Below are 20,905 nucleotides of genomic sequence, written 5' to 3' on the forward strand. Positions count from 1 at the left end.
TTTGAAATCGATCGCGTGAATCAATCTATTTATAGCCAAAATAATTCGAGTTGTATGAAGGCAAGCCCAGGCGCATACATAAGTAAGTTACAGAAACGATTAACTTGATAAATATCATTCTGCCGCTAAACTCAATTTTTAACCCAAAATAGATAAAAGCCAATCCATATTAATTTTAATATATTAACCCCATCAATATATATCACTCTCCGGAAAAGGAAAATTACCGTAACGTAATCTAAAAATAACTCAAAAAAAAAACCTTATGATATTTGTTATATATAAAATACATAAATGGGAAAATGATTCAAAAAACAACTCATCTGACCAGTCACCTTTTTTCCTAATTATCCCGTCACAACCTTTAGCTTCTGGTGCTTTACGAAAAATGCCGCATATAATATTTTGGCACAGTGAGTGCAGGGTTAATTTTTACAGCAACTAATATCTAAGGATTTATGGATATGAAAAGCATGATTCATTCATGGAAAAAAAAGGCGGCTCAGTATCGTGAGCTGAAAAAACAGAAAGGCGTGACGCTACTTGAAATTATTATCGTTCTGGGCATTATCGGTATTATTGCTGCGGGCGTGGTAATTTTGGCACAGCGTGCGTTTGCTTCTCAGGACATGACCGATGTTGTTGATAATAGCAACACTATCCGCGTAGCAATGACTGAAGTATATCGTGATGCGAACGGTTATCCAGGTTCTACAAGCCTGGCAGGCATCACTAAAGCTCAACTGGATGCAGATAAAGCAGCGACCAGTCCTTCATACCCTGGACCAGTTCTGACCATGTTGAAGATGGGTAAACTGACCAGCAGTGAGGCTTTTAATAACTTCTCCAATGAACCATTTGAAATTGGTCCTGCAGGCATTGGTGCAACAGCGGATAAACCAAAAGGTTTCTATATTGCTGTTAATGGCTTAAGTCAGGAAGAATGTCGTAATCTTATTTCTCAGACGGGTAGCGAGTGGGATTATGTAGAGACTCAGGTCGTTGCTGCTGGAGCGAATACCAGTTATCTTGTTGCTCCTGCGATTTCACCAGCGGTTGCTGTACCAACACTGGTGATGGGCGTAGATCCTTCTGGATCAATCGTTAAGACGCTGAAAAAAGATACTTTGACTCCGGATATCATCACTGGGTCGACTGTCTGTACTGACCAGGGTTCTGCTAACGCGGTAATTCTCGGCAGCCGTTAATTTATAACGTTATTTTCTGATAATCTGATAAATTGCCCCCATAATGGGGGCAATATTTATCCCACGGACGGAAAAATGTCGTACAAATACCTCAAAAAAAACGTTCGCCCGCAGGCAGGTGTTACCCTTCTTGAAATGATTATTGTGCTTGCCATTATCGGCATGTGTCTGATGACTTATGCAAATTATAAACGAAAAGAAGCCCAGCAAAGTCACCAGCTTATTGTCGCTGATATGATCGTCCGTGATATTTCTGGCGTAATGCGCTTTATTGCGCAAAATAAACTGAATGTTCTGGGGGGCGGTGAAGAAGCCAACCCACTATTCGGGACGAAAAATACTAACGTCACCGTCGCGAATTATGATAATCGCGTATCTAATAAAACCTTACAGGATCAACCTTATCCTAATACGGATACAGACAAATTTTATTCCGGCTGGTCTGTTGGTGTGTCAACACAAGCCCAGGTATCGCCCACTCGAGGTTCTCGCTATCTGTTTCTGGGTAGTGAATGTAAAAATGGCAATAACCCGAAAGGGAAACTGCCCTTCGCCCTTGCGGAGTCTATGCTGCCGTGTGAACTGCGCCCTGGCGCCGAATCGCTGGAGCTGATGCTGGAACGCGTGGACTTCGTCAACAACATTCGGCAAGCCGGCACCAGCGGGCCAGGTATTGAACGTGTCGACTTCTACATCACCTACCAGACAGATGCCGAGAACGAAGGCCTCCATTTTGCCGGATTTATTAAGCCGCTGGAAAAAGCGCTGAAAGGCGTCGATCTCAGCTATCTGCAGGCGGTGGTGTTTGAAATCGAGGGTAACGGTAATTTTAAACTGGTAACCTCGGCCTCAGGCCAGCCGCTGCAGATGGGGGACGTTCCCAATCATATGGACAGGCTCAATGCGAATAAACGTTACGGCATTCGCTTAAGCTTAGACAAAAGCAGTGAAGATATTGCAGCCGATGGTTCCGTTCCAACGGCCAAACTATGCTGGAACGATGCCAAAGACGAAGCCGGACCGTGTATTACGGCGATTGATGAAGACCGCCTGCTGATTACCAGCAGCGATGCAACGGGCAAAGATAAAAACGAACCGGCGATGTGCTGGAGCAGAGAGCAAAACAAGAGCACGCTGTGCCTGGCGGCAATGAATAGCAACGGAGTCAATCCTGGCACGGATAACCCGGACGATCGCATTCTGCATCTGCGTACCAGCGCGGATAAAACAGACGGTAGCGAGGCGGAAGCTGCTTCGCCGAGTTCACTCAAAGGCACCACCGGCACGCTGTACGCCAATATCGTGATGGAAAATACCTCGCGCAAGCATCCGGAAAAATGGCATGTGGCTTACGATCAAGTAGAGGCAAACGCGCTTAAGGATGGTCAGCAGAATAATGATGATACCACACGTGTATTTTCTGATGCCTTCAGTGGTCAGTATGAGCTGGTGACGCCCACCACCACTTTTTATCAGTCATTTAAAAACGATTACCCGCAGGGTAAAGGTCCGACAGGGGCTGATGCTATTTATACAGCCGCAAATGATAGTACAAATTACGATGGTCTCTTAAGTGAGCCTGGCGTGATTCGTTTACCGTTGCAAACGTGTCCTAAAGTAACCGGTATCGATAAAGACGGTAACACCACGCTGCGAAGCCTCTATCCCCGCCTGTCGGTCGCCATATCATCGGTCGCGGCAGATGAGAATGCTGAAACAGACACTGGTTATACTGACTACACCCAGCAGGGGGCAACGCGTTTGAATACCGTTAAAACCCGCAACAAAGTGGGGGCGGTAGCGGGTGTTGCGATCCAGGCCAATATAGTGGTTAACAAAGATACAGCAGCCTCTGCCAACGATCCGGTGAAAAGGGACAAAAACGGAACCTTTGAGGACTGGATCGCGGAAGACTGGTTCAAAGGTGCAGGTACCAGGGACGACCCCGCCCCCTTCTGGTTAATCAGTGCCACCTCAGCAATGATTAATCCCGATGGTGATGGTATCAATAAAATGAATCCGCAGTCTCTTTCAGTGGTGATTAACCAGTGGTGCAGCACGATCCCGCAAGGGGGAATGATTTCATCCGAAGGTTACGCCTGGAAGACGGCGATGCCGAATAAGTATGTGCTCCATTCTCTTGTTGCGGAAGATAACGATCTTAAGTTTTATAAAGAAGACGGTTGTAGATTCAATCTGTCAATGCAACACCCCTTTCAATTATCTCTTTCGGTGTTTTGAACTTCAGTGTCTTTCTCGGTCTGTTGTTTAGCTGAGCAGCAACCAGATCTAGTTCATGTTGAGTATATTGGGCAAGACATGTCTTTTTAGGAAAGTACTGCCGAATTAGCCCATTTGTGTTCTCATTTGTTCCCCGCTGCCAAGGACTCTGAGGATCGCAGAAGTAAACTTTAACGCCGGTGCTGACAGTAAATTCTAGATGTCTGGCCAGTTCCATTCCTCTGTCCCATGTCAGTGATTTTCTGAGTTCTGACGGTAAACTCAGGAATTTGTCGGTAAGAGCCTGATTTACTGAGACAGAATCTTTGCCCCTGAGTCTAAGGATGATCGTATAACGTGATTTTCGGTCTACAAGTGTGGCTATATGAGAGTTTTTTGTACCTGAGACTAAATCGCCCTCCCAATGCCCCAGAGAGCGTCTGTTATCGATATTTCGGGAACGTTCGTGAATTGGTGTTCCGTTCACTATGTTAATCGTACCTCTTTCGCCTTTGCGGGTATGACGCCTGCCATGGCGAAGGCTATGCGACCGTCGCAGATGCTGTATATTCAGGTGGTGTAGCGCTTCACGGCTACGAAAGTACAGCGTTTTATAAATTGTCTCAGGTGATATTCGCAGCGTTTTTTGACGTGGTTTTGTTCGCCTTAACCATCCTGATATTTGCTCTGGAGACCATTTCATCTCCAGCTTTTCCAGAACAAGCTTTCGCAATGGTAAATTTTGATCCAGTAAGCACGGTTTTGGCCTTTTCGCCATTCTGTTGGCTCGGTTATTAGCATCAACAGCTTTGTAATAGCGTCTGCCCCGATTACGCTGAACTTCACGTGAGATCGTCGAAGGACTGCGATTCAGCGCAGTAGCTATCGCACGAATGCTCATTTTGGCTGACAAACCAGCTCGTATCTCCTCGCGCTCAGACAGTGTCAGGTGAGCTACAGCCCGCTTACGCTCATGGGGTTTTATGCCGCCAGTATCCCTTAACATAGTGAAGATCGTTCCGGGTTTTGAACCCAGGATATTCGCTATTTCACTGAAGCCTGTTCCGTTCTTCCATAGTTCAAAAACAGAGGCTTTTTCCTCTGCTGTAAATGTTCGTCTCATTCAAAAAACCTCCGCAACCCCATGTTTTCACATAACTGTTGCGTTGACCAATTGAATCTACAACAATGAACTTGATATTCCGGACCATGAAAGAATCACCTATTAATCATTGGAAGAGTAAGATGAAAAAAACATGGATAATTGGGGCTGCCGTGTCCGCATTATTAGGCAGCCAGGGAAGTTTTGCCGCCAGCGCACCAGCCGGGCAAAAAATTGACGCAGGGATGTTAACCACCACGCCAGTGAAAGAAAGTACAACCACGCCGCGAAATCCCTTTTCCGGGGATGATACGGTGAAAAGCGTCGCACCTGTCAGTGCGCCAGTAGTGGAAATAAAAATTGATTTACTGGAAGAGGAGTTATTAAGCCAGCAGCTCACAAAATGGGCGCAGCAAAATGGCTATAAGCTGCTCTGGAACAGCTCAACTGATTTTGTTATTTACAAGGCAATTCATTTGCAGGGTAAATCAATACAGGATGTGCTGGTTAAACTTGGACAAGTATTTACGTCAGAAAACTACGGGCTGGTGATTAAAGACTACCAGGCGAATAACGTACTGATCATTGATGAGCAGTAATTAAGCAAGGGAATAATGCTATGAAAATTAAAGTTTCGCTTCTGGCGTTGACGCTGGCTCTTCAGGGTTGTACGTCTATTGATACCAAGTACGATAAAAGTATTGTCCAGCAGGAAACCGGCAACCCGACCACTCCGGATGAGATGAAAACGACCGGTTATATGAAATATAATGAGCCTTATCTGGGCAAAAAGGTTGAATATAACTCCCGTAAACAGGCGCTGCTGCGTAAGCAGGTGAGTATTCAGTCTTACGAGCCTACCGATCTGGCGACAATCCTTGAGGCGGTAACCGCGCAAACCGGTATTAGCTACCGTATTAATACTTCCGTTCCCGGTGGAAAATCGGATGCGGGGGAACCGGAGTTCCGCAGCGTTAAGTTCAACGGAACGTTTGAGGAATTTACCCGCTATATTTCCGCGCTGTATGACGTGAATCCACTGCTGGATAACAACGGCGTGCTGGTCGTCTCTTATTTCCAGAACTATGTGCTGAAGCTGGATTTTTACGGCGAAGACAACAAGTTTGAGACCAGTCTCGACCTGTCCGGTAATGAAGCCACTACCGGCGGCGGTCTGAAAGGCAAAGCCGAAACCAAATTTGAATCCAGCTTCTGGGACGACGTTGAGGATATGGCGGAAAAATTCGTCTCCAGCGGCGTTTACAGCATTTTTAAAGACGCCTCGATTCTGACGATCACCGCGCGTCCTTCGGAGTATCACGCGCTGAATGAGTCGCTGAAGAAATTCCAGGCGGATAATACCCGTCAGTTTGTCGTGACTTACAAAATATTTACCCTTGATAAGCGCAAAACGAAAGAGCTGGGCGGTGGGGTCAATATGACCTTCAACGACGGGACCTCCTCTTTTGGTATCGACAGCTCAGAAATGCTGATGAAGCTCTCCGGCGGCTTAACCGCAGGCTGGACCAATCAGCATATGAATATCAGCTCTCAACTGGATGCCCTGTACGAACTCACCGGCAGTAAGGTGATCCAGAGCGGTTCGTTTATTACCCGTAATAACATCCCTATTCCACTCAACATGACCACGTCGCAATATTATGTCTCCAGCCGTACCAGGGAAGAAGACTCCAATTCAGGAGACGTCAGCACGGAGGTGGAAACCACGGAACTGGTCACCGGCACCAGCTTTATTCTTACCCCGCGTATCTTAACCGACGGGCGAATTGAAGTGGCCAGCGGCTTTACCAAGCGCTACCTCAACTCAATCGATACCTTTGATGAAGTTCAGTTGCCGTCGGTAAGCACGACGGAAATGTTTAACATTTCCACAATTACGCCGGGTAGCCTGCTGCTGGTCAGCAAGTACGAAGCGAAAGAGGATTCTGACGGTCAGGGATGGTCGGTGCTGGCAGGCTCGGTTACCAACAGCGATCATGTCGAAACCGTGGTTATGGTAGTCGGTATTGATAATTACCGTGCCCCAACCCAGACCCGCTGAGGGCATCATGCTTAAGCACTTATCAGAAAATCGGGTATTAATTGATCTGGTCTGGAGCTACGAGCCCGCCTCTCACGAACCTTATTATCTTGACTGGCTGGCGCATTTACGGCGAACCCATCGCCAGTTAACGGTCCTGTCGGATGAAGGGGAAATGGTTACGGGTTTCTGTACTAAACACTCCACCTTATATGAGCCTTTCGCCCTGTGGATGAAAGCTCTGTACGGTGACGGTATTTATTATTACGAGCAGGTGGAAAGCTGCTATTTCCTGATTATCTCGCACGGTGTTCCCGTTTCGGGCAGCGATCGTCTGGTCTCCAGACGCTTCTGGATGAAGCTGAAAGAGCAGTTGAAAGAATCGCCACAGTATGCGGAGCTACCGTTAATTCAGTTAACGGAACAGCACATTGAGGCGGTGATTGAAGGCTGTACTGGACATCAGCAGCGGCAGAAAAAGCGGCGACAGATGATGATCGGCGCTCTGATAGCAGGCGGCATCGTATTTTTACTGGTGTTTATGACACTACTGAAATTATTTATAAAAGGATGAGAACGTGGCGGTCTCTGAAAATCTCTATTTCTGGAAGCGTCGTAATATAGGGGGCGCACCTACCGGACGAGGCGGTAAAATTATCGTCTGGGTCGTTACGCTACTTATTTTATTGGCTGGCGGCGGCGGGTCGGGCTATTACTATTTTATCTGGAAACCGGAGCAGGAACGTTTGGCTAAAATTAAAGCTGAACAGGCTGCCCGCCAGCAAAAAATCAAAGCTATTGAAGATTTTTATCGCAACTCGCTCACGGGCGGCAGTATTTCTGATGCCAGCCTGCTGCTGGAGCAGCTCTTGCTGGCGAATAAAAAACTGTCGCAGGTGGGCTTTGCACCAAAAAGTATTGAATGTACCAGTACGGGCTGTTCACTCAGCTATGCGCTGAATCCAGGGCGGATATTTAGCGTGGCCGATATTAATCTCTGGGGCAAAACCTGGTCGCCCAGTTTTTCAAAAAACACGCTGGACTATACGGGCGTTGAGTCCGGGATGAATAAACATCCGTGGTTCAGCGCCTGGCAGAGCAAAAATACGGTCAATCTGCCGGTCTGTACCGATGTATTAAGTTATATCAGCTCCTGGAACTCATTAGGCGGACGAAATACTGAACTGGTATTAACGGGGATGCCCTCCTCTGCCGTCGAGAAAAATGAAAGCGAGCTGAAAAGTGCGGTAACGTCATTCGGCATGCTGTTCGTCGGTTGGACGATCACCTCACCGACCAAAATGGATTTCTCAGGCGTGTCGTTGGTGTTGAATAAACAACCCTTTGCCGACGCGTTTATTATCAAATCAATCGTATTCAATGAAAAATCAACGCTTGTTACCGGAGGACTGGCATGCAAAAAGGGAAATTAATTATTGCGGGAATAGTGTTGACGCTTTCACCTGCTCTTTACGCCGCAGATACGGCAGAAATCATCCCTGCGCAGGAGGTTGTACAAGCGAAAGGCACGCCACCGTTAAGCGACGTATCGCCGATGCAGGATCACGTTGTTGAGATGATAGAAAAAGATTTCAACTTCGAGAGCCAGTACCGTGAGCTGGTGAATCAGCTTGCGCTGGAAAAAGTCCGCAGCGAGCTGCGTAAGCTGCGCGGTGAGAAAAAGGAGGGTAGCGCGGCGGTTATGCCGGTGAGCACCGCCAGCACAATGGATTATATTAGCGCTTCCCCAGGAGCAACGTCAGAATCTGCGCCTGGGCTGCGGCCGCTGCTGATTTCCGAAATCGCGGGTCAAAAACGCGTGGCGATTGCCGGCGCCGACGGCGGCGTGAAGATGGTGCCGCTGAATCAGCGTTTTAGCTACGGCGGTTATGACTATATTGCGCGTCATAACCAGGCAAATGACGTGACGGTCGAGGTTGTGGGTAAGTGATCGATTATATCCAGTTTAACGAGGAGAACATTCATTCTCAGGAGTGGCAATTCCAGGAGTATGACGGCGATATTCTGGTTGCTGAACATGCGGATGAAGCCTGGTTACTGGTATCCACGCCTTTGATTGATAATCTGGCGCCAATGCAGGCGGTGTGCCACCGCCTGCAGGTTTCCCATAATATTCAGGTTAAGGGAATAGCGCAGGTTACTGAGAAAAATTATTACCTGATCGTAGAACAGCTGCTGTCGGCAGGAAGTAAGCTGCTTGAGCAGGAAAGCAGTAACACACAGCTTGCGCTGGAAGAGATGCTGAAAAAGGCCGTGGCGTTGAAGGCCAGCGACTTGCACATCACCCGTAATGATATGGTGGCGAATATTGAGCTGCGCATTAACGGCGTGCTTTGTCCGTTTATACAGATGAAGGCGTCACGCTGCGATGAGCTGGTGTTCGTGCTCTACAACGTTGAGGCAAGCACCCGCGACACCACCTGGAACCGCAATATTGCGCAAAACGCCAATATCCTCTATTCGCTGGCGGGGAAAAGCTACCGCTTCCGCTATGCGCACTATCCAATATTTGGCGAGACCAGCGATTGCTATCACGCGGTATTGCGAATTATTCCATCGGGTCTGGACAGAGCCAGCGTCGCGAGCCTGGATAAGCTTGGCGTTTCCGATGAGGAAATTAGCGACCTCAAAAGGATCCTGAGTAACCCCTACGGGGCTTATATTATTGCCGGAACAACCGGTTCGGGAAAATCCACCACCCTGAAAAATCTGATGGAGTGGATGCAGATCAACCGCTACGACAATCGTGGCTGTTTTCTGACCGTAGAAGATCCGGTCGAATATCAGATCTATGGCGCGACGCAAAGTTCGGTATTAAGCGGCGAATCCGGAGGATTCCATTCAGCGATCAAATCCTCGCTGCGTCGCGACCCGGACGTACTGATGGTAGGGGAAATTCGCGACAATATCTCTTCTAACGCGCTGGCCGGGGCGGTGGAAAGTGGTCACTACTGCTTTACCACCGTGCACGCAGGCAACATCGTTTCGTTATTGCAACGCTTATCCGCGCTCGGGATTACCAGCGATAAACTTTCAACGCCGGGTTTTATTGCGGGCTTACAGTGCCAGAAGCTAATACCTGTACTGTGCCCGCAGTGTAAAACGTCGTTACGGACCACCGCCATTAAGGGACGTGAGTTCCAGCTTTATGAAAAAAACGCTGAAGGCTGTCCGGCCTGCAAACACACCGGTATTGGCGGACGCCAGTTGGTAATGGAGTATTTGCTGCCGGTGTATGACGAGCTGGAGGCCATTGCTGAACAGAAATGGCTTAAAGTTTATACCGTCTGGCGCGCGAAGCGATTAAAACAGACCGGCCTGAGCGAAGGATTCGAAATTAAAGAAAAAACGATGGCGGCGGTACTTCAGGGACGCGTGTGCGCGACCTGGTTTCAAATGGAGTTTGGGCAAGTCGTTCAGGAAGAGCTGGAGGTAATAGTTGAAAAAATTCGGTAAGAAACAGCGTATTTATCTTTATCAGTTTTGCGCAGACATGATTAACGCTGAACTTCCGTTATATGACGCGTTGCAAAAATTACGCGCGGAAGGAGAAAAACTGCTCGGCAAAGGATTTGCTAAACGTCTGGAAGATCTGACAAGCAAAATGGCGAAAACCACCTCCATTGCGATGGTTTTCGAGGGGCTGGTCCCTGAATCTGAACTGAGCGTGATTAACGCGGCGGAGCGCAGCGGCAGCCTTGCCGACGGTTTTATCACCCTGGTAAACGTGATTAATTATAACGACGAGCTGCGCAAGAAAATTGTCGGTGCCATCACCTTCCCGCTCATTATGCTGGTCCTGTCGCTGGTGGTAATTGCGGGTTATGCCTATAAGGTGTTCCCGGCTTTTGAAAGCGTGGTACCCGTTGAGAAATGGCCTGGCGTCACCCGCGCGCTCTATATTTTTGGGATGGCGCTGTGTAAAGGGCTGTGGATATATATCCTCATTGGTTTTATTGCGCTGGTTACCGTGATCAAAATAGCAATGGGCAAAATGACCGGGAATATTCGTAATCAGTTTCTTGACCGAATTATGCCGTTCTCAACGTATAAGCAGTTGACTGCCTCTATTTTTCTCAACAACCTGGCGCTGATGTTAAAAAACGGCATTCCGCTCAACGATGCGCTCAGCATTATTAGCCTGAACTCCAGCCGCTGGCTGCGCTGGCACCTGGCCGGGATGCAGAAGAAAATGGCGGCGGGCGTCAGCTATGGTGAAGCGCTCAACTCGGGTTTACTGAACACGGAAACGCTGCTCAATATCAGCCTTTACGCCGCGCTACCTTCGTTTAATGAGGTGCTGCTGGCGGTATCGAATAAATCACGTGAACACATTCGGGAATATATCACTAAACTTTCCGGGTTATTAAGAGCGCTCTCCACGCTGATATTAGGGAAGGTGCGAACAAGTTCCTGATATGAGATCATCATATTCATCCGGAGCGCATCCCAGAGGGACATCATGAGCCATCAACTCACCTTCGCCGATAGTGAATTCAGCACTAAGCGCCGTCAGACCCGAAAAGAGATTTTCCTCTCCCGCATGGAGCAGATTCTGCCATGGCAGAATATGACCGCTGTCATCGAGCCGTTTTATCCCAAGGCGGGCAATGGCCGACGGCCCTATCCGCTGGAGACCATGCTGCGTATTCACTGCATGCAGCATTGGTACAACCTGAGCGACGGTGCCATGGAAGATGCCCTGTACGAAATCGCCTCCATGCGCCTGTTTGCCCGATTATCCCTGGATAGCGCCCTGCCGGATCGCACCACCATCATGAATTTCCGCCACCTGCTCGAGCAGCATCAACTGGCCCGTCAATTGTTCAAGACCATCAATCGCTGGCTGGCCGAAGCAGGCGTCATGATGACCCAAGGCACTTTGGTGGATGCCACCATCATTGAGGCACCCAGCTCTACCAAGAACAAAGAGCAGCAACGCGATCCGGAGATGCATCAGACCAAGAAAGGCAATCAGTGGCACTTTGGCATGAAGGCCCACATTGGTGTCGATGCCAAGAGTGGCCTGACCCACAGCCTGGTCACCACCGCGGCCAACGAGCATGACCTCAATCAGCTGGGTAATCTGCTTCATGGAGAGGAGCAATTTGTCTCAGCCGATGCCGGCTACCAAGGAGCGCCACAGCGCGAGGAGCTGGCCGAGGTGGATGTGGACTGGCTGATCGCCGAGCGTCCCGGCAAGGTAAAAACCTTGAAGCAGCATCCGCGCAAGAACAAAACGGCCATCAACATCGAATACATGAAAGCCAGCATCCGTGCCAGGGTGGAGCACCCGTTTCGCATCATCAAGCGGCAGTTCGGCTTCGTGAAAGCCAGATACAAGGGGCTGCTGAAAAACGATAACCAACTGGCGATGTTATTCACCCTGGCCAACCTGTTTCGGGTGGACCAAATGATACGTCAGTGGGAGAGATCTCAGTAAAAACCGGAAATAACGCCAGAAATGGTGGAAAAAATAGCCTAAATAGGCTGATTCGATGTGTTTGCGGGAAAAAAATCGGCCCAGATCCGCGAAATTTTAATCAGCGAGTCAGCTTGGGAAGAAATGACCTGCTTATTCGCACCTTCCTTAGGCGGTTGCGTTATTTGGGTTTTTGCCGCGTTGTTTGCGCTCAGCGACAAGCTGGCGGCGATGGGCGCCAGCGGTTCTTTTTAGGAAAATTAAATCATGGAACTGTTAATGCCATGGATGGTGGCTATTTTTATCCCACTTGGATTGCTGTTTGGCAGCTTAGCCAACGTGATTATTTATCGTCTGCCGCTGATGCTTGGCGTGATAGATGAGGATGATTCAGAAGGGGCGGCTGTTAATTTGTGGTGGCCGCCGTCGCACTGCCCTGCCTGTAAATCGGATATTAAGCCCTGGGATAATATTCCGGTTCTCAGTTGGCTGTTACTGAAGGGCAAATGCCGCCAGTGCGGCATTGCGATCCCGGTTATTTATCCGGTTTCTGAACTGGCGATGGGGCTGGTATGGGGGGCGCTGGCCTGGTTTTATCTGCCGCAATGGTCTCCTCAGCTCGCGCTGGCATATGCGCTGTTGTTTATGGTGCTCTACAGCGCGGCGGTTATCGATTTTAAACATCTGATTCTGCCGGACGCGCTGGTCTTCACCGTGCTCTGGGGCGGGCTACTGCTTGCTGCATCGGGGTACTCCATGGTGCGGGTGAAGGACGCGGTTTATGGCGTCGCCGCCGCCTGGCTTCTGTTGTGGGGCGTGATGAAGCTGTGGGAGACATTTTGCAAACGCGACGGTCTGGGCTACGGCGACGTCAAGCTCTACGCTGCCTGCGGGGCATGGCTTGGCTGGCAGCGCCTGCCGGAATTACTCTGCTTTTCGGCGCTGGCCGGGCTGCTGTTTTACGCCTGCGTGCGGTTCTTTTATACGCAAGAGGATGACAAACATCGCTTTTATATTCCGTTCGGTCCGGCTATCGCGCTGGTCGCGTTTTTACTGCTGCTCTGACGGGGGTCGATCGTGTCGTGTCTGATATGGAGCATATGGCTGACAATGTCGCCGCTGGCGACGACCAGCTGCGAGCAGGCCTGGCAGCAGGCTTTCGTTCCGTCATTACAGGCGGCGCAAATGTGGTCAGAAGAGAACCTGAGGATGCCGTCCAGCGCTGCGGCGGTGGATGATGATAACGCCCCAGTACGCTTTATCTGGCCCGTGGCGAAGCGCCAGATCAGCTCAGGATTTGGACAACGCCTGCACCCTGTGCTGGGGCGCATGATGCAGCATAAAGGCATGGATATTCCTGTGCCATTCGGCAGCAGCGTGCATGCAATTGCCGACGGCGAAGTGGTGGAGAGCGGCTACGGTCGCGGCACCGGGTACTTTATCACTCTCCGTCATGCGGACGGCTGGTTGAGCCGCTATTTTCATCTCGCCTCTGCGCGGGTGCGTAAGGGCGAAAAGCTGACGGCGGGCGAAGAGATCGCCGCATCCGGCAGCAGCGGTTTTAGCACAGGTCCGCATCTGCATCTGGAAATTGCCTGGCGGGGCGTGGCGCTCGACCCGCAGCCCTTGCTGAACAACACCCCGATGCTGGCGCGCGCCGGGCGGGCGTCCACGGAAGAAAAATCCGACGCTCAGCCTCGGGTGGTGCTGGTTTCTCAGGGACCGGGCGGAACCCGGATTACCGTCCGGTTTAACAACAAAACGCGCACCGTGGCACCAGGCAGTATGGTGTTTGGCGACTATCAGGTCGTGCTGTTGCGCAGTGGCAAATATCAGATTATTTCCGTCGCATAAAGAGGGAGTGACAAATGAAAAGGACTGTTTTATCGGCAGGGCTGATCTCGGCAATGCTGCTTTTTAGCACAAGTGCAATATCTTCGAATAATGCTCCCAATTCAGGAGACGACCTCAGTGCAAATTTTGGTTTTCTGAAACGCACGTCGGCCTCGCTGGGGCCGCATTATTTTACCGTTCGGGTAACGGCAGAGACGTTTAGTCGGCAATTTAGTACTGATGCTATACAATCGTTTGGCGTGAACGTGTACTGGAAAACGAAAGGGTACGATCAGGATAAAGGTCGTAATAATCTTAGTGTTACTGCACCAAATTTACCGCGTTGTCCATTTAAAGAGGAAAGGCAATGTGATAACGGTAGAGACAAACTTAGAGGTAATTCGGAGGCTTCGTCAGAACACCTTGAAGGTTTGCTTTATAGTTATCTCGAGATTGACAATGGTATTTATATTCAGGGCAAGGTCCCCGATAAACTTCAAAGAGCGACACGGTTCTTTAGACATCGCTATGGCGGTTACGAGTATCCACCGGCGAATAAGCAGGATGAGGTGGACGATCCTAATGTCCGGCTCTCAGCGATCTTTTTTTCCCAAAGCGAAGCCCCCTGTGAGAAAGCAGGCAGTCGATTCTGCGGTGGCCAGGATGGACATCAAGTCCCTAAAGACATACTTATATCAAGTAACGATCTGGAATATCTCGTTATTGAAGTCATTGGTTTCCAGCATACAAATAAGACAATGTTTAAAAAGGACGCCTTTTATACCTTCCCTATTGCGGCTGTGAAATATGTTCCCACGGGGCAGGGCAAGAAAATGAAGATATTAAGAACGGATAGGCATGCCAAACCAGGAATGGGGATGGAAATGTTTGCGGCTACTTTCCCTTCGACGCCCCCCAATAACGATACGGATGGATATTGGGATGTCGGTAATACGTCTATTCATGGTAATGCAGATGAAATCGATTTCACAAATATTGACGTTCTCAAGGTGAAGCTTTTCTATAATTCTCAATACCCAGACTGGGACACACCTGAGGACACGGGGATTTATTTTCAATTAGAAAAGACGGATTTAATATGTTTCCCTTGGGCCGATGCTAAGTGTATTTATCCGTTGAAATAACTTATTTTCCCCGCGAGGTTCACACGGATGTAAACCTCGCTTTTATCTTTGAACAGGCTTTTCCTGCTCTGACTGATGGCGTTAGTAGGCGTTCACCACGACCCACATCGGTCCCTGACCCACCGCATAACGCCCCTTCTCTGCCAGCAGCCCCAGCTCGCCAGCAATCTCATACACCGCGATATGGTGCGATTTTTGCCCGGCAGCAATCAGGTATTTACCGCTGTGATCGATATTAAACCCTCGCGGCTGAGTTTCAGTAGGCTGGAAACCCTCTTTGGTCAGCACGCTGCCATCTTCAGACACGCTAAAGATCGTAATCAGGCTGGCGGTACGGTCACAGGCGTACAGATGACGACCATCCGGTGTAATGTGAATATCCGCTGCCCAACGGGTATCAGTGAAATCAGCCGGCATCATATCCAGCGTCTGCACACACTCAATCTTGCCGTACGGATCTTTCAGCGCCCAGACGTCAACGGAGCTGTTCAGCTCATTCACACAGTAGGCAAATTGCTTATTCGGATGGAACGTCATATGACGCGGGCCAGCACCTTCAACGGTGGTCACTTCTGCCGGTTCCTGCGCCTCCAGATGTCCATCATCGCTTACCTCAAACAGACAGATACGATCCTGTTTCAACGCCGGAACCCACAGGATACGGTTATCCGGTGAGATGTTAGCCGAGTGGCAGCCGTCCAGACCTTCAACCACGTCAACCTGTTCCACCGGCAGGCCATCTTCCAGACGCGTGACACTCACGCTCCCGGCGTTATAAGAGCCGACAAACACGAAACGTCCCTGATGATCGGTAGAAATATGCGTCGGGCTACCCGGCAGCGCAGACTCCGCCGCGAAGGTCAGCGCACCGTCATCAGGCGCAATGTGGTAAGCCAACACGCGAAACTCCGGGCGCACGCCAACATAGAGGTAGCGCTTATCCGGGCTGACGACCATCGGCTGTACCTGACCCGGCACATCAACCACCTGCGTCAGCGTCAAAGAACCATCATGATTCAGGCTCCAGACGTGGATTTGCTGACTTTCAGGGCTGGCGGTATAAACGGTTTGCTTCATGAATACTCCTTTGCTTTTTGGCAGGTGGCTGCAATTGCCTGACACACGCCTAAGGTAGACGCTTTTAACGGTGAATGCTTAATTAAGGCGCAGAATTTTGTCCGGCTCCCGTCTCGGTGTACCATTCCAGCAGATAAAATTCTCAACCTTAATCTGGAAATAACTATGACCGCACGCGTGATTGCCCTGGATTTAGACGGTACCCTGTTGACCCCGAAAAAAACCTTGCTGCCTTCCTCTCTTGAAGCGCTCGCGCGCGCCAGAGAAGCAGGATACCAACTTATCATTGTCACAGGTCGCCATCACGTTGCTATTCATCCTTTTTATCAGGCACTGGCGCTGGATACACCTGCAATTTGCTGCAACGGCACCTACTTGTATGATTATCAGGCAAAAACGGTACTGGAATCCGATCCCCTTCCGGTAAACCAGGCATTACAGCTGATCGAAATGCTGGATGAACATCAGATCCACGGGCTGATGTATGTGGATGAGGCCATGCTGTATGAGCGCCCAACCGGGCATGTGGTGCGTACCGCTAACTGGGCGCAAACCCTGCCGCCGGAACAGCGCCCTACCTTCACCCAGGTGCCTTCGCTGGCGCAGGCTGCACATGACGTTAACGCCGTCTGGAAATTTGCCCTCACCGACGAAGATATTCCGAAACTGCAGCAGTTTGGTAAGCATGTTGAACAACAGTTGGGGCTGGAGTGTGAATGGTCCTGGCACGATCAGGTCGACATTGCCCGTAAAGGCAACAGCAAAGGACGACGCCTTACCCAGTGGATTGAAGCACAGGGCGGGTCAATGGAAAACGTCATTGCCTTTGGTGATAACTTTAACGATATCAGCATGCTGGAAGCCGCAGGTACCGGCGTGGCGATGGGTAATGCGGACGACGCGGTCAAAGCCCGCGCCAACATCGTAATTGGTGACAACACCACCGACAGCATCGCGAAATTTATTTACTCCCACCTGCTGTAATCACGCGGTAATCGACACGCTCTTAATTTGCGCGTACAGCCACAGGCCAGGTTTGATACCCAGTTCATCCCTGGCCCACGGGCTGATCCTCGCCCACAGCGTTTTACCGCCCACTTCAAGCTGAACCTCCACCTGACCATTATCGTCATAGCACTGCGCGACTTTCGCCCGCAGCACGTTACGAATACTGGTCTGCTGCGGTGGTTGGAGCACCAGCGAAACATCAGATGCCTGAATACGAATACGCAGCGCAGTTTGCAGCGGTTGATCCAGCTTATTGACCCATAGATGCTGATCGCCAAGCGCCAGTGCAGTCATTGCGTAATGTGGATGATGTTCCAGCACGCTGACTTTCAGAATGCTGCTTTGCTGTTCCTTTGGTAGCCACGGGTGCATCACGCTGCTGCCCCAGACATCTTCCAGCGAACCGAACGCTTTGACCTGCCCGTTTTCCAGCACCATCACTTTGTCTGCCAGGTGCAAGATTTCATCGAGCGAGTGGCTGACGTACAGCATCGGAATATTAATTTCACGCGCCAGGCGTTGCAGGTAAGGCAACAGTTCGCGCTTACGCGGGATATCCAGCGAAGCTAGCGGCTCATCAAGCAACAACAGTTCCGGCGCGGTAAGCAGCGCCCGACCGATGGCTACGCGCTGTTTTTCACCGCCAGAAAGACCACCGGGCAGACGGTCAAGCAGCGATTCAATGCCCAACAGGGCCACCAGCTTATCAAACTGTCCGGCCATACTTTTCGCCATACCGTAACGCAGGTTGCCGCGCACTTTATAATGCGGAAACAGGCGCGCATCCTGGAAAACATAGCCCACCCGGCGTTTTTCGGGCGTTAAACAGATACCGTTCTCGACGTCGTTCAAAACCCGTCCGTTAAGCACGATGCGCCCGGACTGCGGCTGCGTCAGGCCGCTGATGGCGTTAATCAGCGAGGTTTTACCCGCGCCGGAAACGCCAAAAATAGCGGTGATCCCACTGGCTGGCAGCGTTTCGTTGAGCGTCAGACAATGCGTCCCCAGCGTCTGGGAGAAATTAAGTTCCAGCATGATTACCGCCCCGTCCGTTCACGGCTAATACGCGCCAGCCATTCAGAAATCAGCAGTGAAATCAGCGCTAACACAATAGAAATGATACATAACCTTGCCGCCGCGCTTTCGCCGCCGGGGGTCTGGATCAGGGTATACATCGCCGACGGGATAGTGCGGGTTTCGCCAGGAATATTGGAGACAAAAGTAATCGTTGCGCCAAATTCCCCGAGGGAACGCGCGAACGCCAGCACCGTACCGACAATAATGCCAGGTAGCATCAGCGGTAAAGTAATCGTGACAAATACGCGCCAGCGTCCAGCGCCCAGCGTGCGGGCCGCCTGCTCCAGCTTGACATCGACACCTTCCAGCGCCAGACGAATAGCCCGCACCATAAGCGGGAAAGACATCACCGCCGCAGCCAGTACCGCACCGCGCCAGCTAAAGGCAAAGGTAATGCCAAACCAGTCGTACAGCCATTCGCCAATGAATCCGCGGCGTCCCATGGCGACCAACAGCAGATAGCCCACCACGACCGGCGGCAGTACCAGCGGCAAATGCAGAACGCTGTCGAGCAGCGCTTTGCCCGGGAACTTGCATCGCACCAGCAGCCAGGCAAAGAAGATCCCAAACGGCAGACTAAACAACACAGCCAGGGAAGAAACTTTCAGGCTCAGTATAACGGCCTGCCATTCAGGATCGGTCAGTATCATTACTTGGTCGTAAATCCATAACGTTTAAAGATTTCAGCAGCCTGCGGTCCTTTCAGGTAATCATAGAACGCGCTGACCGTTGCGTTTTTGTGCCCATCAACAATTGCGATAGGGTATTCCACTTTTTTGTGTGAATCTTCCGGGAAAGTCGCAACAACTTTTACGCCCTTGCTGGCGACAGCATCGGAACCATAAACGATCCCCAGCGGCGCTTCGTTACGCTCTACCAGCGCCAGCGCACCGCGCACATCTTCGGCAGGTGCCAGTTTCGGGGCCAGGGTATCCCATGCCCCCAGTTTTTGCAGCGCTTCTTTAGCATAAATGCCCGCCGGAACATGTTCCGGATCGCCAACGGCCAGACGCCCACCATTTAACAAACGGGTCCAGTTGGTTTTGCTGTCGATGGTGAAGTCTTTCTGCGCACTGTCTTTCGGTGCGACAACCACCAGGCTGTTACCCAACAGTGTTTCACGCGTGGCAGTATCAATCGACTTTTTGTCTACTGCGTAATCCATCCATTTCTGATCGGCAGAGATAAACAGATCGGCCGGTGCGCCTGCTTCAATCTGGCGCGCCAGCGTGGAAGAAGACGCAAAAGAGGAGACAACATCAACGTTCTTCTCTTTTTTGTATTGCGTCGCAATATCCTGCATCGCGTTAGTCAGTGAAGCCGCTGCGAAAACAGTAATTTTTCCTTCATCCGCCAGCGCATGCCCGGCAACAGTAAGAGAAAGTGTTGCCCCGGCAAACAAGCGTAACCATGTACGTGCCATCTGTAACTCCTTTGAGTTTCGTTATGTAGTCGCAAATATAACGAGTAAACCAGGATTTTCCCAGTGGTTATTGATACCAATTTGAGGTTACACGAAGAAAATATCGGCAGGGAAAGCAGGATCTTGAGAAACGGTAGACAGAGAAAACGGGTTGGAAGGTGTAAAAAATATAAACGCCCGACTGAGCGGGCGTTTGGGGAATCAATGATTCTGTCTGGACTGGTCTTTTTGACCGATACCGGAGAAAATGTTGAACACTTCACCCAGTCCGTAAATCAGACCCAGAATGATGGCCATTACCACAGGTACCATGATTACGGCGAATACCAGACTTTTCAATAACTCTAACATGGTCAACTCCAGATGTAGTCCTTAGCTGTATTCTAACCACATAACGCAGAAAAGCACTCCCCTTTTGTGCGGTCGGCTTTGCTCAGGCACGGTTTTCCGTCACAATACCCTTTTTTGCCAGGAGCTTGTGATGCAGGCCGAAATCCTTCTTACGCTGAAACTTCAGCAAAAACTGTTTGCCGATCCCCGTCGCATTTCTCTGCTTAAGCATATTGCGCTTTCCGGCTCCATCAGTCAGGGCGCGAAGGATGCAGGTATTAGCTACAAAAGCGCCTGGGATGCGATTAACGAAATGAACCAACTCAGCGAGCAGACGCTGGTTGAGCGCGCCACCGGCGGCAAAGGCGGCGGCGGCGCGGTATTAACACGCTACGGCCAACGCTTAATTCAGTTGTATGATTTGCTGGCGCAGATCCAACAAAAAGCCTTTGATGTTTTGAGCGATGACGATGCGCTACCGCTCAATAGCTTGCTGGCGGCTATCTCTCGATTTTCACTGCAAACCAGCGCCCGTAACCAATGGTTTGGCACAATCACCGCCCGCGACCACGATCAGGTCCAGCAGCATGTCGACGTCCTGCTGGCCGATGGCGAAACGCGCCTGAAAGTGGCGATCACTGCGCAAAGCGGCGAGCGTCTGGGTCTTGAGGAAGGCAAAGAAGTACTGATTCTGCTGAAAGCGCCGTGGGTGGGAATCACTCAGGACGACGCCATCGCTCAGGCCGCCGATAACCAGTTGCAAGGCACGATTAGCCATATTGAACGCGGTGCGGAACAGTGTGAAGTGCTGATGACGTTGCCAGACGGCCAGACGCTGTGCGCCACCGTTCCGGCCCAAGACGCCGCAACGTTGCAAGAAGGCGCTAACGTCACCGCCTGGTTTAATGCAGACAGAGTGATTATCGCCACGCTGTGCTGAGTAGATTGACATCAGCCTGAAGAACACGTATCCCTGTTATTAATCGCTGCAAATAATG

Annotated in this window: 21 protein-coding genes; 15 read left to right on the plus strand and 6 right to left on the minus strand. The window is 50.5% G+C overall.

Going from position 1 to position 20,905, the window contains the following annotated elements; translation table 11 throughout:
- The first annotated feature begins 464 nt into the window (after positions 1-464).
- Positions 465-1,208 carry a type IV pilus major pilin gene (locus HV037_RS16580; protein ID WP_103283649.1) on the plus strand — a complete coding sequence of 248 codons (744 nt, stop codon included), beginning with the start codon at positions 465-467 and terminating at the stop codon, positions 1,206-1,208.
- A gap of 75 nt (positions 1,209-1,283) precedes the next feature.
- Entirely contained in the window at positions 1,284-3,449 is a 2,166-nt protein-coding gene (locus HV037_RS16585) for a prepilin-type N-terminal cleavage/methylation domain-containing protein (RefSeq protein WP_103283648.1), read from the plus strand.
- Here the strand turns inward: HV037_RS16585 and HV037_RS16590 are convergent.
- Positions 3,400-4,551, minus strand: a complete 1,152-nt coding sequence (locus HV037_RS16590; protein ID WP_001254932.1) for an IS30-like element IS30 family transposase — start codon at positions 4,549-4,551, stop codon at positions 3,400-3,402. The genes HV037_RS16585 and HV037_RS16590 overlap by 50 nt on opposite strands.
- 122 nt (positions 4,552-4,673) lie before the next feature.
- On the opposite strand from HV037_RS16590, the gene HV037_RS16595 reads away from it, so the two are divergent.
- The 11 genes from HV037_RS16595 (at position 4,674) to HV037_RS16645 (ending at position 14,992) form a co-directional block, all read left to right on the plus strand.
- A complete protein-coding gene (locus HV037_RS16595) occupies positions 4,674-5,129 on the plus strand; it encodes a TcpQ domain-containing protein (RefSeq protein ID WP_101699843.1) in 456 nt (151 codons plus the stop codon).
- Between the two features lie 20 nt (positions 5,130-5,149).
- The gene (locus HV037_RS16600) at positions 5,150-6,592 is read left to right on the plus strand and encodes a type II and III secretion system protein (RefSeq protein WP_103283647.1); all 1,443 of its coding nucleotides are present in this window, start codon (positions 5,150-5,152) and stop codon (positions 6,590-6,592) included.
- A 7-nt stretch (positions 6,593-6,599) separates the two neighbouring features.
- Positions 6,600-7,145 (plus strand): hypothetical protein, encoded by a 546-nt coding sequence (locus HV037_RS16605; protein WP_103283646.1) that lies wholly within the window; start codon positions 6,600-6,602, stop codon positions 7,143-7,145.
- A gap of 4 nt (positions 7,146-7,149) precedes the next feature.
- Positions 7,150-8,004 carry a hypothetical protein gene (locus HV037_RS16610; protein ID WP_103283645.1) on the plus strand — a complete coding sequence of 285 codons (855 nt, stop codon included), beginning with the start codon at positions 7,150-7,152 and terminating at the stop codon, positions 8,002-8,004.
- The gene (locus HV037_RS16615; RefSeq protein WP_103283644.1) at positions 7,986-8,522 is read left to right on the plus strand and encodes a hypothetical protein; all 537 of its coding nucleotides are present in this window, start codon (positions 7,986-7,988) and stop codon (positions 8,520-8,522) included. Before HV037_RS16610 ends, HV037_RS16615 begins: the two co-directional genes overlap by 19 nt.
- A gap of 143 nt (positions 8,523-8,665) precedes the next feature.
- Positions 8,666-10,048, plus strand: a complete 1,383-nt coding sequence (locus tag HV037_RS16620; RefSeq protein WP_131341739.1) for an ATPase, T2SS/T4P/T4SS family — start codon at positions 8,666-8,668, stop codon at positions 10,046-10,048.
- Positions 10,032-11,009 carry a type II secretion system F family protein gene (locus HV037_RS16625; RefSeq protein WP_181500116.1) on the plus strand — a complete coding sequence of 326 codons (978 nt, stop codon included), beginning with the start codon at positions 10,032-10,034 and terminating at the stop codon, positions 11,007-11,009. Before HV037_RS16620 ends, HV037_RS16625 begins: the two co-directional genes overlap by 17 nt.
- 45 nt (positions 11,010-11,054) lie before the next feature.
- Positions 11,055-12,035 (plus strand): IS5-like element ISKpn26 family transposase, encoded by a 981-nt coding sequence (locus HV037_RS16630; protein WP_000019445.1) that lies wholly within the window; start codon positions 11,055-11,057, stop codon positions 12,033-12,035.
- Between the two features lie 246 nt (positions 12,036-12,281).
- Positions 12,282-13,079, plus strand: a complete 798-nt coding sequence (locus HV037_RS24780; protein WP_103283642.1) for an A24 family peptidase — start codon at positions 12,282-12,284, stop codon at positions 13,077-13,079.
- 12 nt (positions 13,080-13,091) lie between these two features.
- Entirely contained in the window at positions 13,092-13,868 is a 777-nt protein-coding gene (locus tag HV037_RS16640) for a M23 family metallopeptidase (protein ID WP_233896706.1), read from the plus strand.
- A gap of 14 nt (positions 13,869-13,882) precedes the next feature.
- The gene (locus tag HV037_RS16645) at positions 13,883-14,992 is read left to right on the plus strand and encodes a hypothetical protein (RefSeq protein ID WP_103283640.1); all 1,110 of its coding nucleotides are present in this window, start codon (positions 13,883-13,885) and stop codon (positions 14,990-14,992) included.
- An 81-nt stretch (positions 14,993-15,073) separates the two neighbouring features.
- On the opposite strand, the gene pgl is transcribed toward HV037_RS16645, so the two are convergent.
- Positions 15,074-16,069 carry a 6-phosphogluconolactonase gene (gene pgl / locus HV037_RS16650; RefSeq protein ID WP_103283639.1) on the minus strand — a complete coding sequence of 332 codons (996 nt, stop codon included), beginning with the start codon at positions 16,067-16,069 and terminating at the stop codon, positions 15,074-15,076.
- 165 nt (positions 16,070-16,234) lie between these two features.
- On the opposite strand from pgl, the gene HV037_RS16655 reads away from it, so the two are divergent.
- On the plus strand, positions 16,235-17,053 hold the full coding sequence (locus HV037_RS16655) for a pyridoxal phosphatase (RefSeq protein ID WP_016152329.1): 819 nt from the start codon (positions 16,235-16,237) through the stop codon (positions 17,051-17,053).
- Here the strand turns inward: HV037_RS16655 and modC are convergent, their stop codons facing one another.
- The 4 genes from modC to HV037_RS16675 form a co-directional block, all read right to left on the minus strand.
- Positions 17,054-18,112 (minus strand): molybdenum ABC transporter ATP-binding protein ModC, encoded by a 1,059-nt coding sequence (gene modC / locus HV037_RS16660; RefSeq protein ID WP_016152328.1) that lies wholly within the window; start codon positions 18,110-18,112, stop codon positions 17,054-17,056.
- Positions 18,113-18,114: 2 nt separating this feature from the next.
- On the minus strand, positions 18,115-18,804 hold the full coding sequence (modB, locus tag HV037_RS16665; protein ID WP_016152327.1) for a molybdate ABC transporter permease subunit: 690 nt from the start codon (positions 18,802-18,804) through the stop codon (positions 18,115-18,117).
- The gene (modA, locus tag HV037_RS16670) at positions 18,804-19,577 is read right to left on the minus strand and encodes a molybdate ABC transporter substrate-binding protein (protein WP_016152326.1); all 774 of its coding nucleotides are present in this window, start codon (positions 19,575-19,577) and stop codon (positions 18,804-18,806) included. Before modA ends, modB begins: the two co-directional genes overlap by 1 nt.
- A gap of 201 nt (positions 19,578-19,778) precedes the next feature.
- Positions 19,779-19,928 carry an AcrZ family multidrug efflux pump-associated protein gene (locus tag HV037_RS16675; RefSeq protein WP_003023026.1) on the minus strand — a complete coding sequence of 50 codons (150 nt, stop codon included), beginning with the start codon at positions 19,926-19,928 and terminating at the stop codon, positions 19,779-19,781.
- A gap of 130 nt (positions 19,929-20,058) precedes the next feature.
- Between HV037_RS16675 and modE the strand changes: the two genes are divergently transcribed.
- Positions 20,059-20,847 (plus strand): molybdenum-dependent transcriptional regulator, encoded by a 789-nt coding sequence (gene modE, locus HV037_RS16680; protein ID WP_016152325.1) that lies wholly within the window; start codon positions 20,059-20,061, stop codon positions 20,845-20,847.
- The last annotated feature ends 58 nt before the right edge of the window (positions 20,848-20,905 follow it).

This window comes from Citrobacter sp. RHBSTW-00017, from assembly GCF_013797615.1.
Lineage (GTDB): Bacteria > Pseudomonadota > Gammaproteobacteria > Enterobacterales > Enterobacteriaceae > Citrobacter > Citrobacter braakii.

What these genes read in the sequence shown, in the direction of transcription:
- HV037_RS16580 (WP_103283649.1), top strand. Translation starts at nt 465, where the DNA reads ATGAAAAGCATGATTCATTCATGGAAAAAAAAGGCGGCTCAGTATCGT.
- HV037_RS16585 (WP_103283648.1), top strand. Translation starts at nt 1,284, where the DNA reads ATGTCGTACAAATACCTCAAAAAAAACGTTCGCCCGCAGGCAGGTGTT.
- HV037_RS16590 (WP_001254932.1), bottom strand. Translation starts at nt 4,551, where the DNA reads ATGAGACGAACATTTACAGCAGAGGAAAAAGCCTCTGTTTTTGAACTA.
- HV037_RS16595 (WP_101699843.1), top strand. Translation starts at nt 4,674, where the DNA reads ATGAAAAAAACATGGATAATTGGGGCTGCCGTGTCCGCATTATTAGGC.
- HV037_RS16600 (WP_103283647.1), top strand. Translation starts at nt 5,150, where the DNA reads ATGAAAATTAAAGTTTCGCTTCTGGCGTTGACGCTGGCTCTTCAGGGT.
- HV037_RS16605 (WP_103283646.1), top strand. Translation starts at nt 6,600, where the DNA reads ATGCTTAAGCACTTATCAGAAAATCGGGTATTAATTGATCTGGTCTGG.
- HV037_RS16615 (WP_103283644.1), top strand. Translation starts at nt 7,986, where the DNA reads ATGCAAAAAGGGAAATTAATTATTGCGGGAATAGTGTTGACGCTTTCA.
- HV037_RS16620 (WP_131341739.1), top strand. Translation starts at nt 8,666, where the DNA reads ATGCAGGCGGTGTGCCACCGCCTGCAGGTTTCCCATAATATTCAGGTT.
- HV037_RS16630 (WP_000019445.1), top strand. Translation starts at nt 11,055, where the DNA reads ATGAGCCATCAACTCACCTTCGCCGATAGTGAATTCAGCACTAAGCGC.
- HV037_RS24780 (WP_103283642.1), top strand. Translation starts at nt 12,282, where the DNA reads ATGGAACTGTTAATGCCATGGATGGTGGCTATTTTTATCCCACTTGGA.
- HV037_RS16645 (WP_103283640.1), top strand. Translation starts at nt 13,883, where the DNA reads ATGAAAAGGACTGTTTTATCGGCAGGGCTGATCTCGGCAATGCTGCTT.
- pgl (WP_103283639.1), bottom strand. Translation starts at nt 16,069, where the DNA reads ATGAAGCAAACCGTTTATACCGCCAGCCCTGAAAGTCAGCAAATCCAC.
- HV037_RS16655 (WP_016152329.1), top strand. Translation starts at nt 16,235, where the DNA reads ATGACCGCACGCGTGATTGCCCTGGATTTAGACGGTACCCTGTTGACC.
- modC (WP_016152328.1), bottom strand. Translation starts at nt 18,112, where the DNA reads ATGCTGGAACTTAATTTCTCCCAGACGCTGGGGACGCATTGTCTGACG.
- modB (WP_016152327.1), bottom strand. Translation starts at nt 18,804, where the DNA reads ATGATACTGACCGATCCTGAATGGCAGGCCGTTATACTGAGCCTGAAA.
- modA (WP_016152326.1), bottom strand. Translation starts at nt 19,577, where the DNA reads ATGGCACGTACATGGTTACGCTTGTTTGCCGGGGCAACACTTTCTCTT.
- HV037_RS16675 (WP_003023026.1), bottom strand. Translation starts at nt 19,928, where the DNA reads ATGTTAGAGTTATTGAAAAGTCTGGTATTCGCCGTAATCATGGTACCT.
- modE (WP_016152325.1), top strand. Translation starts at nt 20,059, where the DNA reads ATGCAGGCCGAAATCCTTCTTACGCTGAAACTTCAGCAAAAACTGTTT.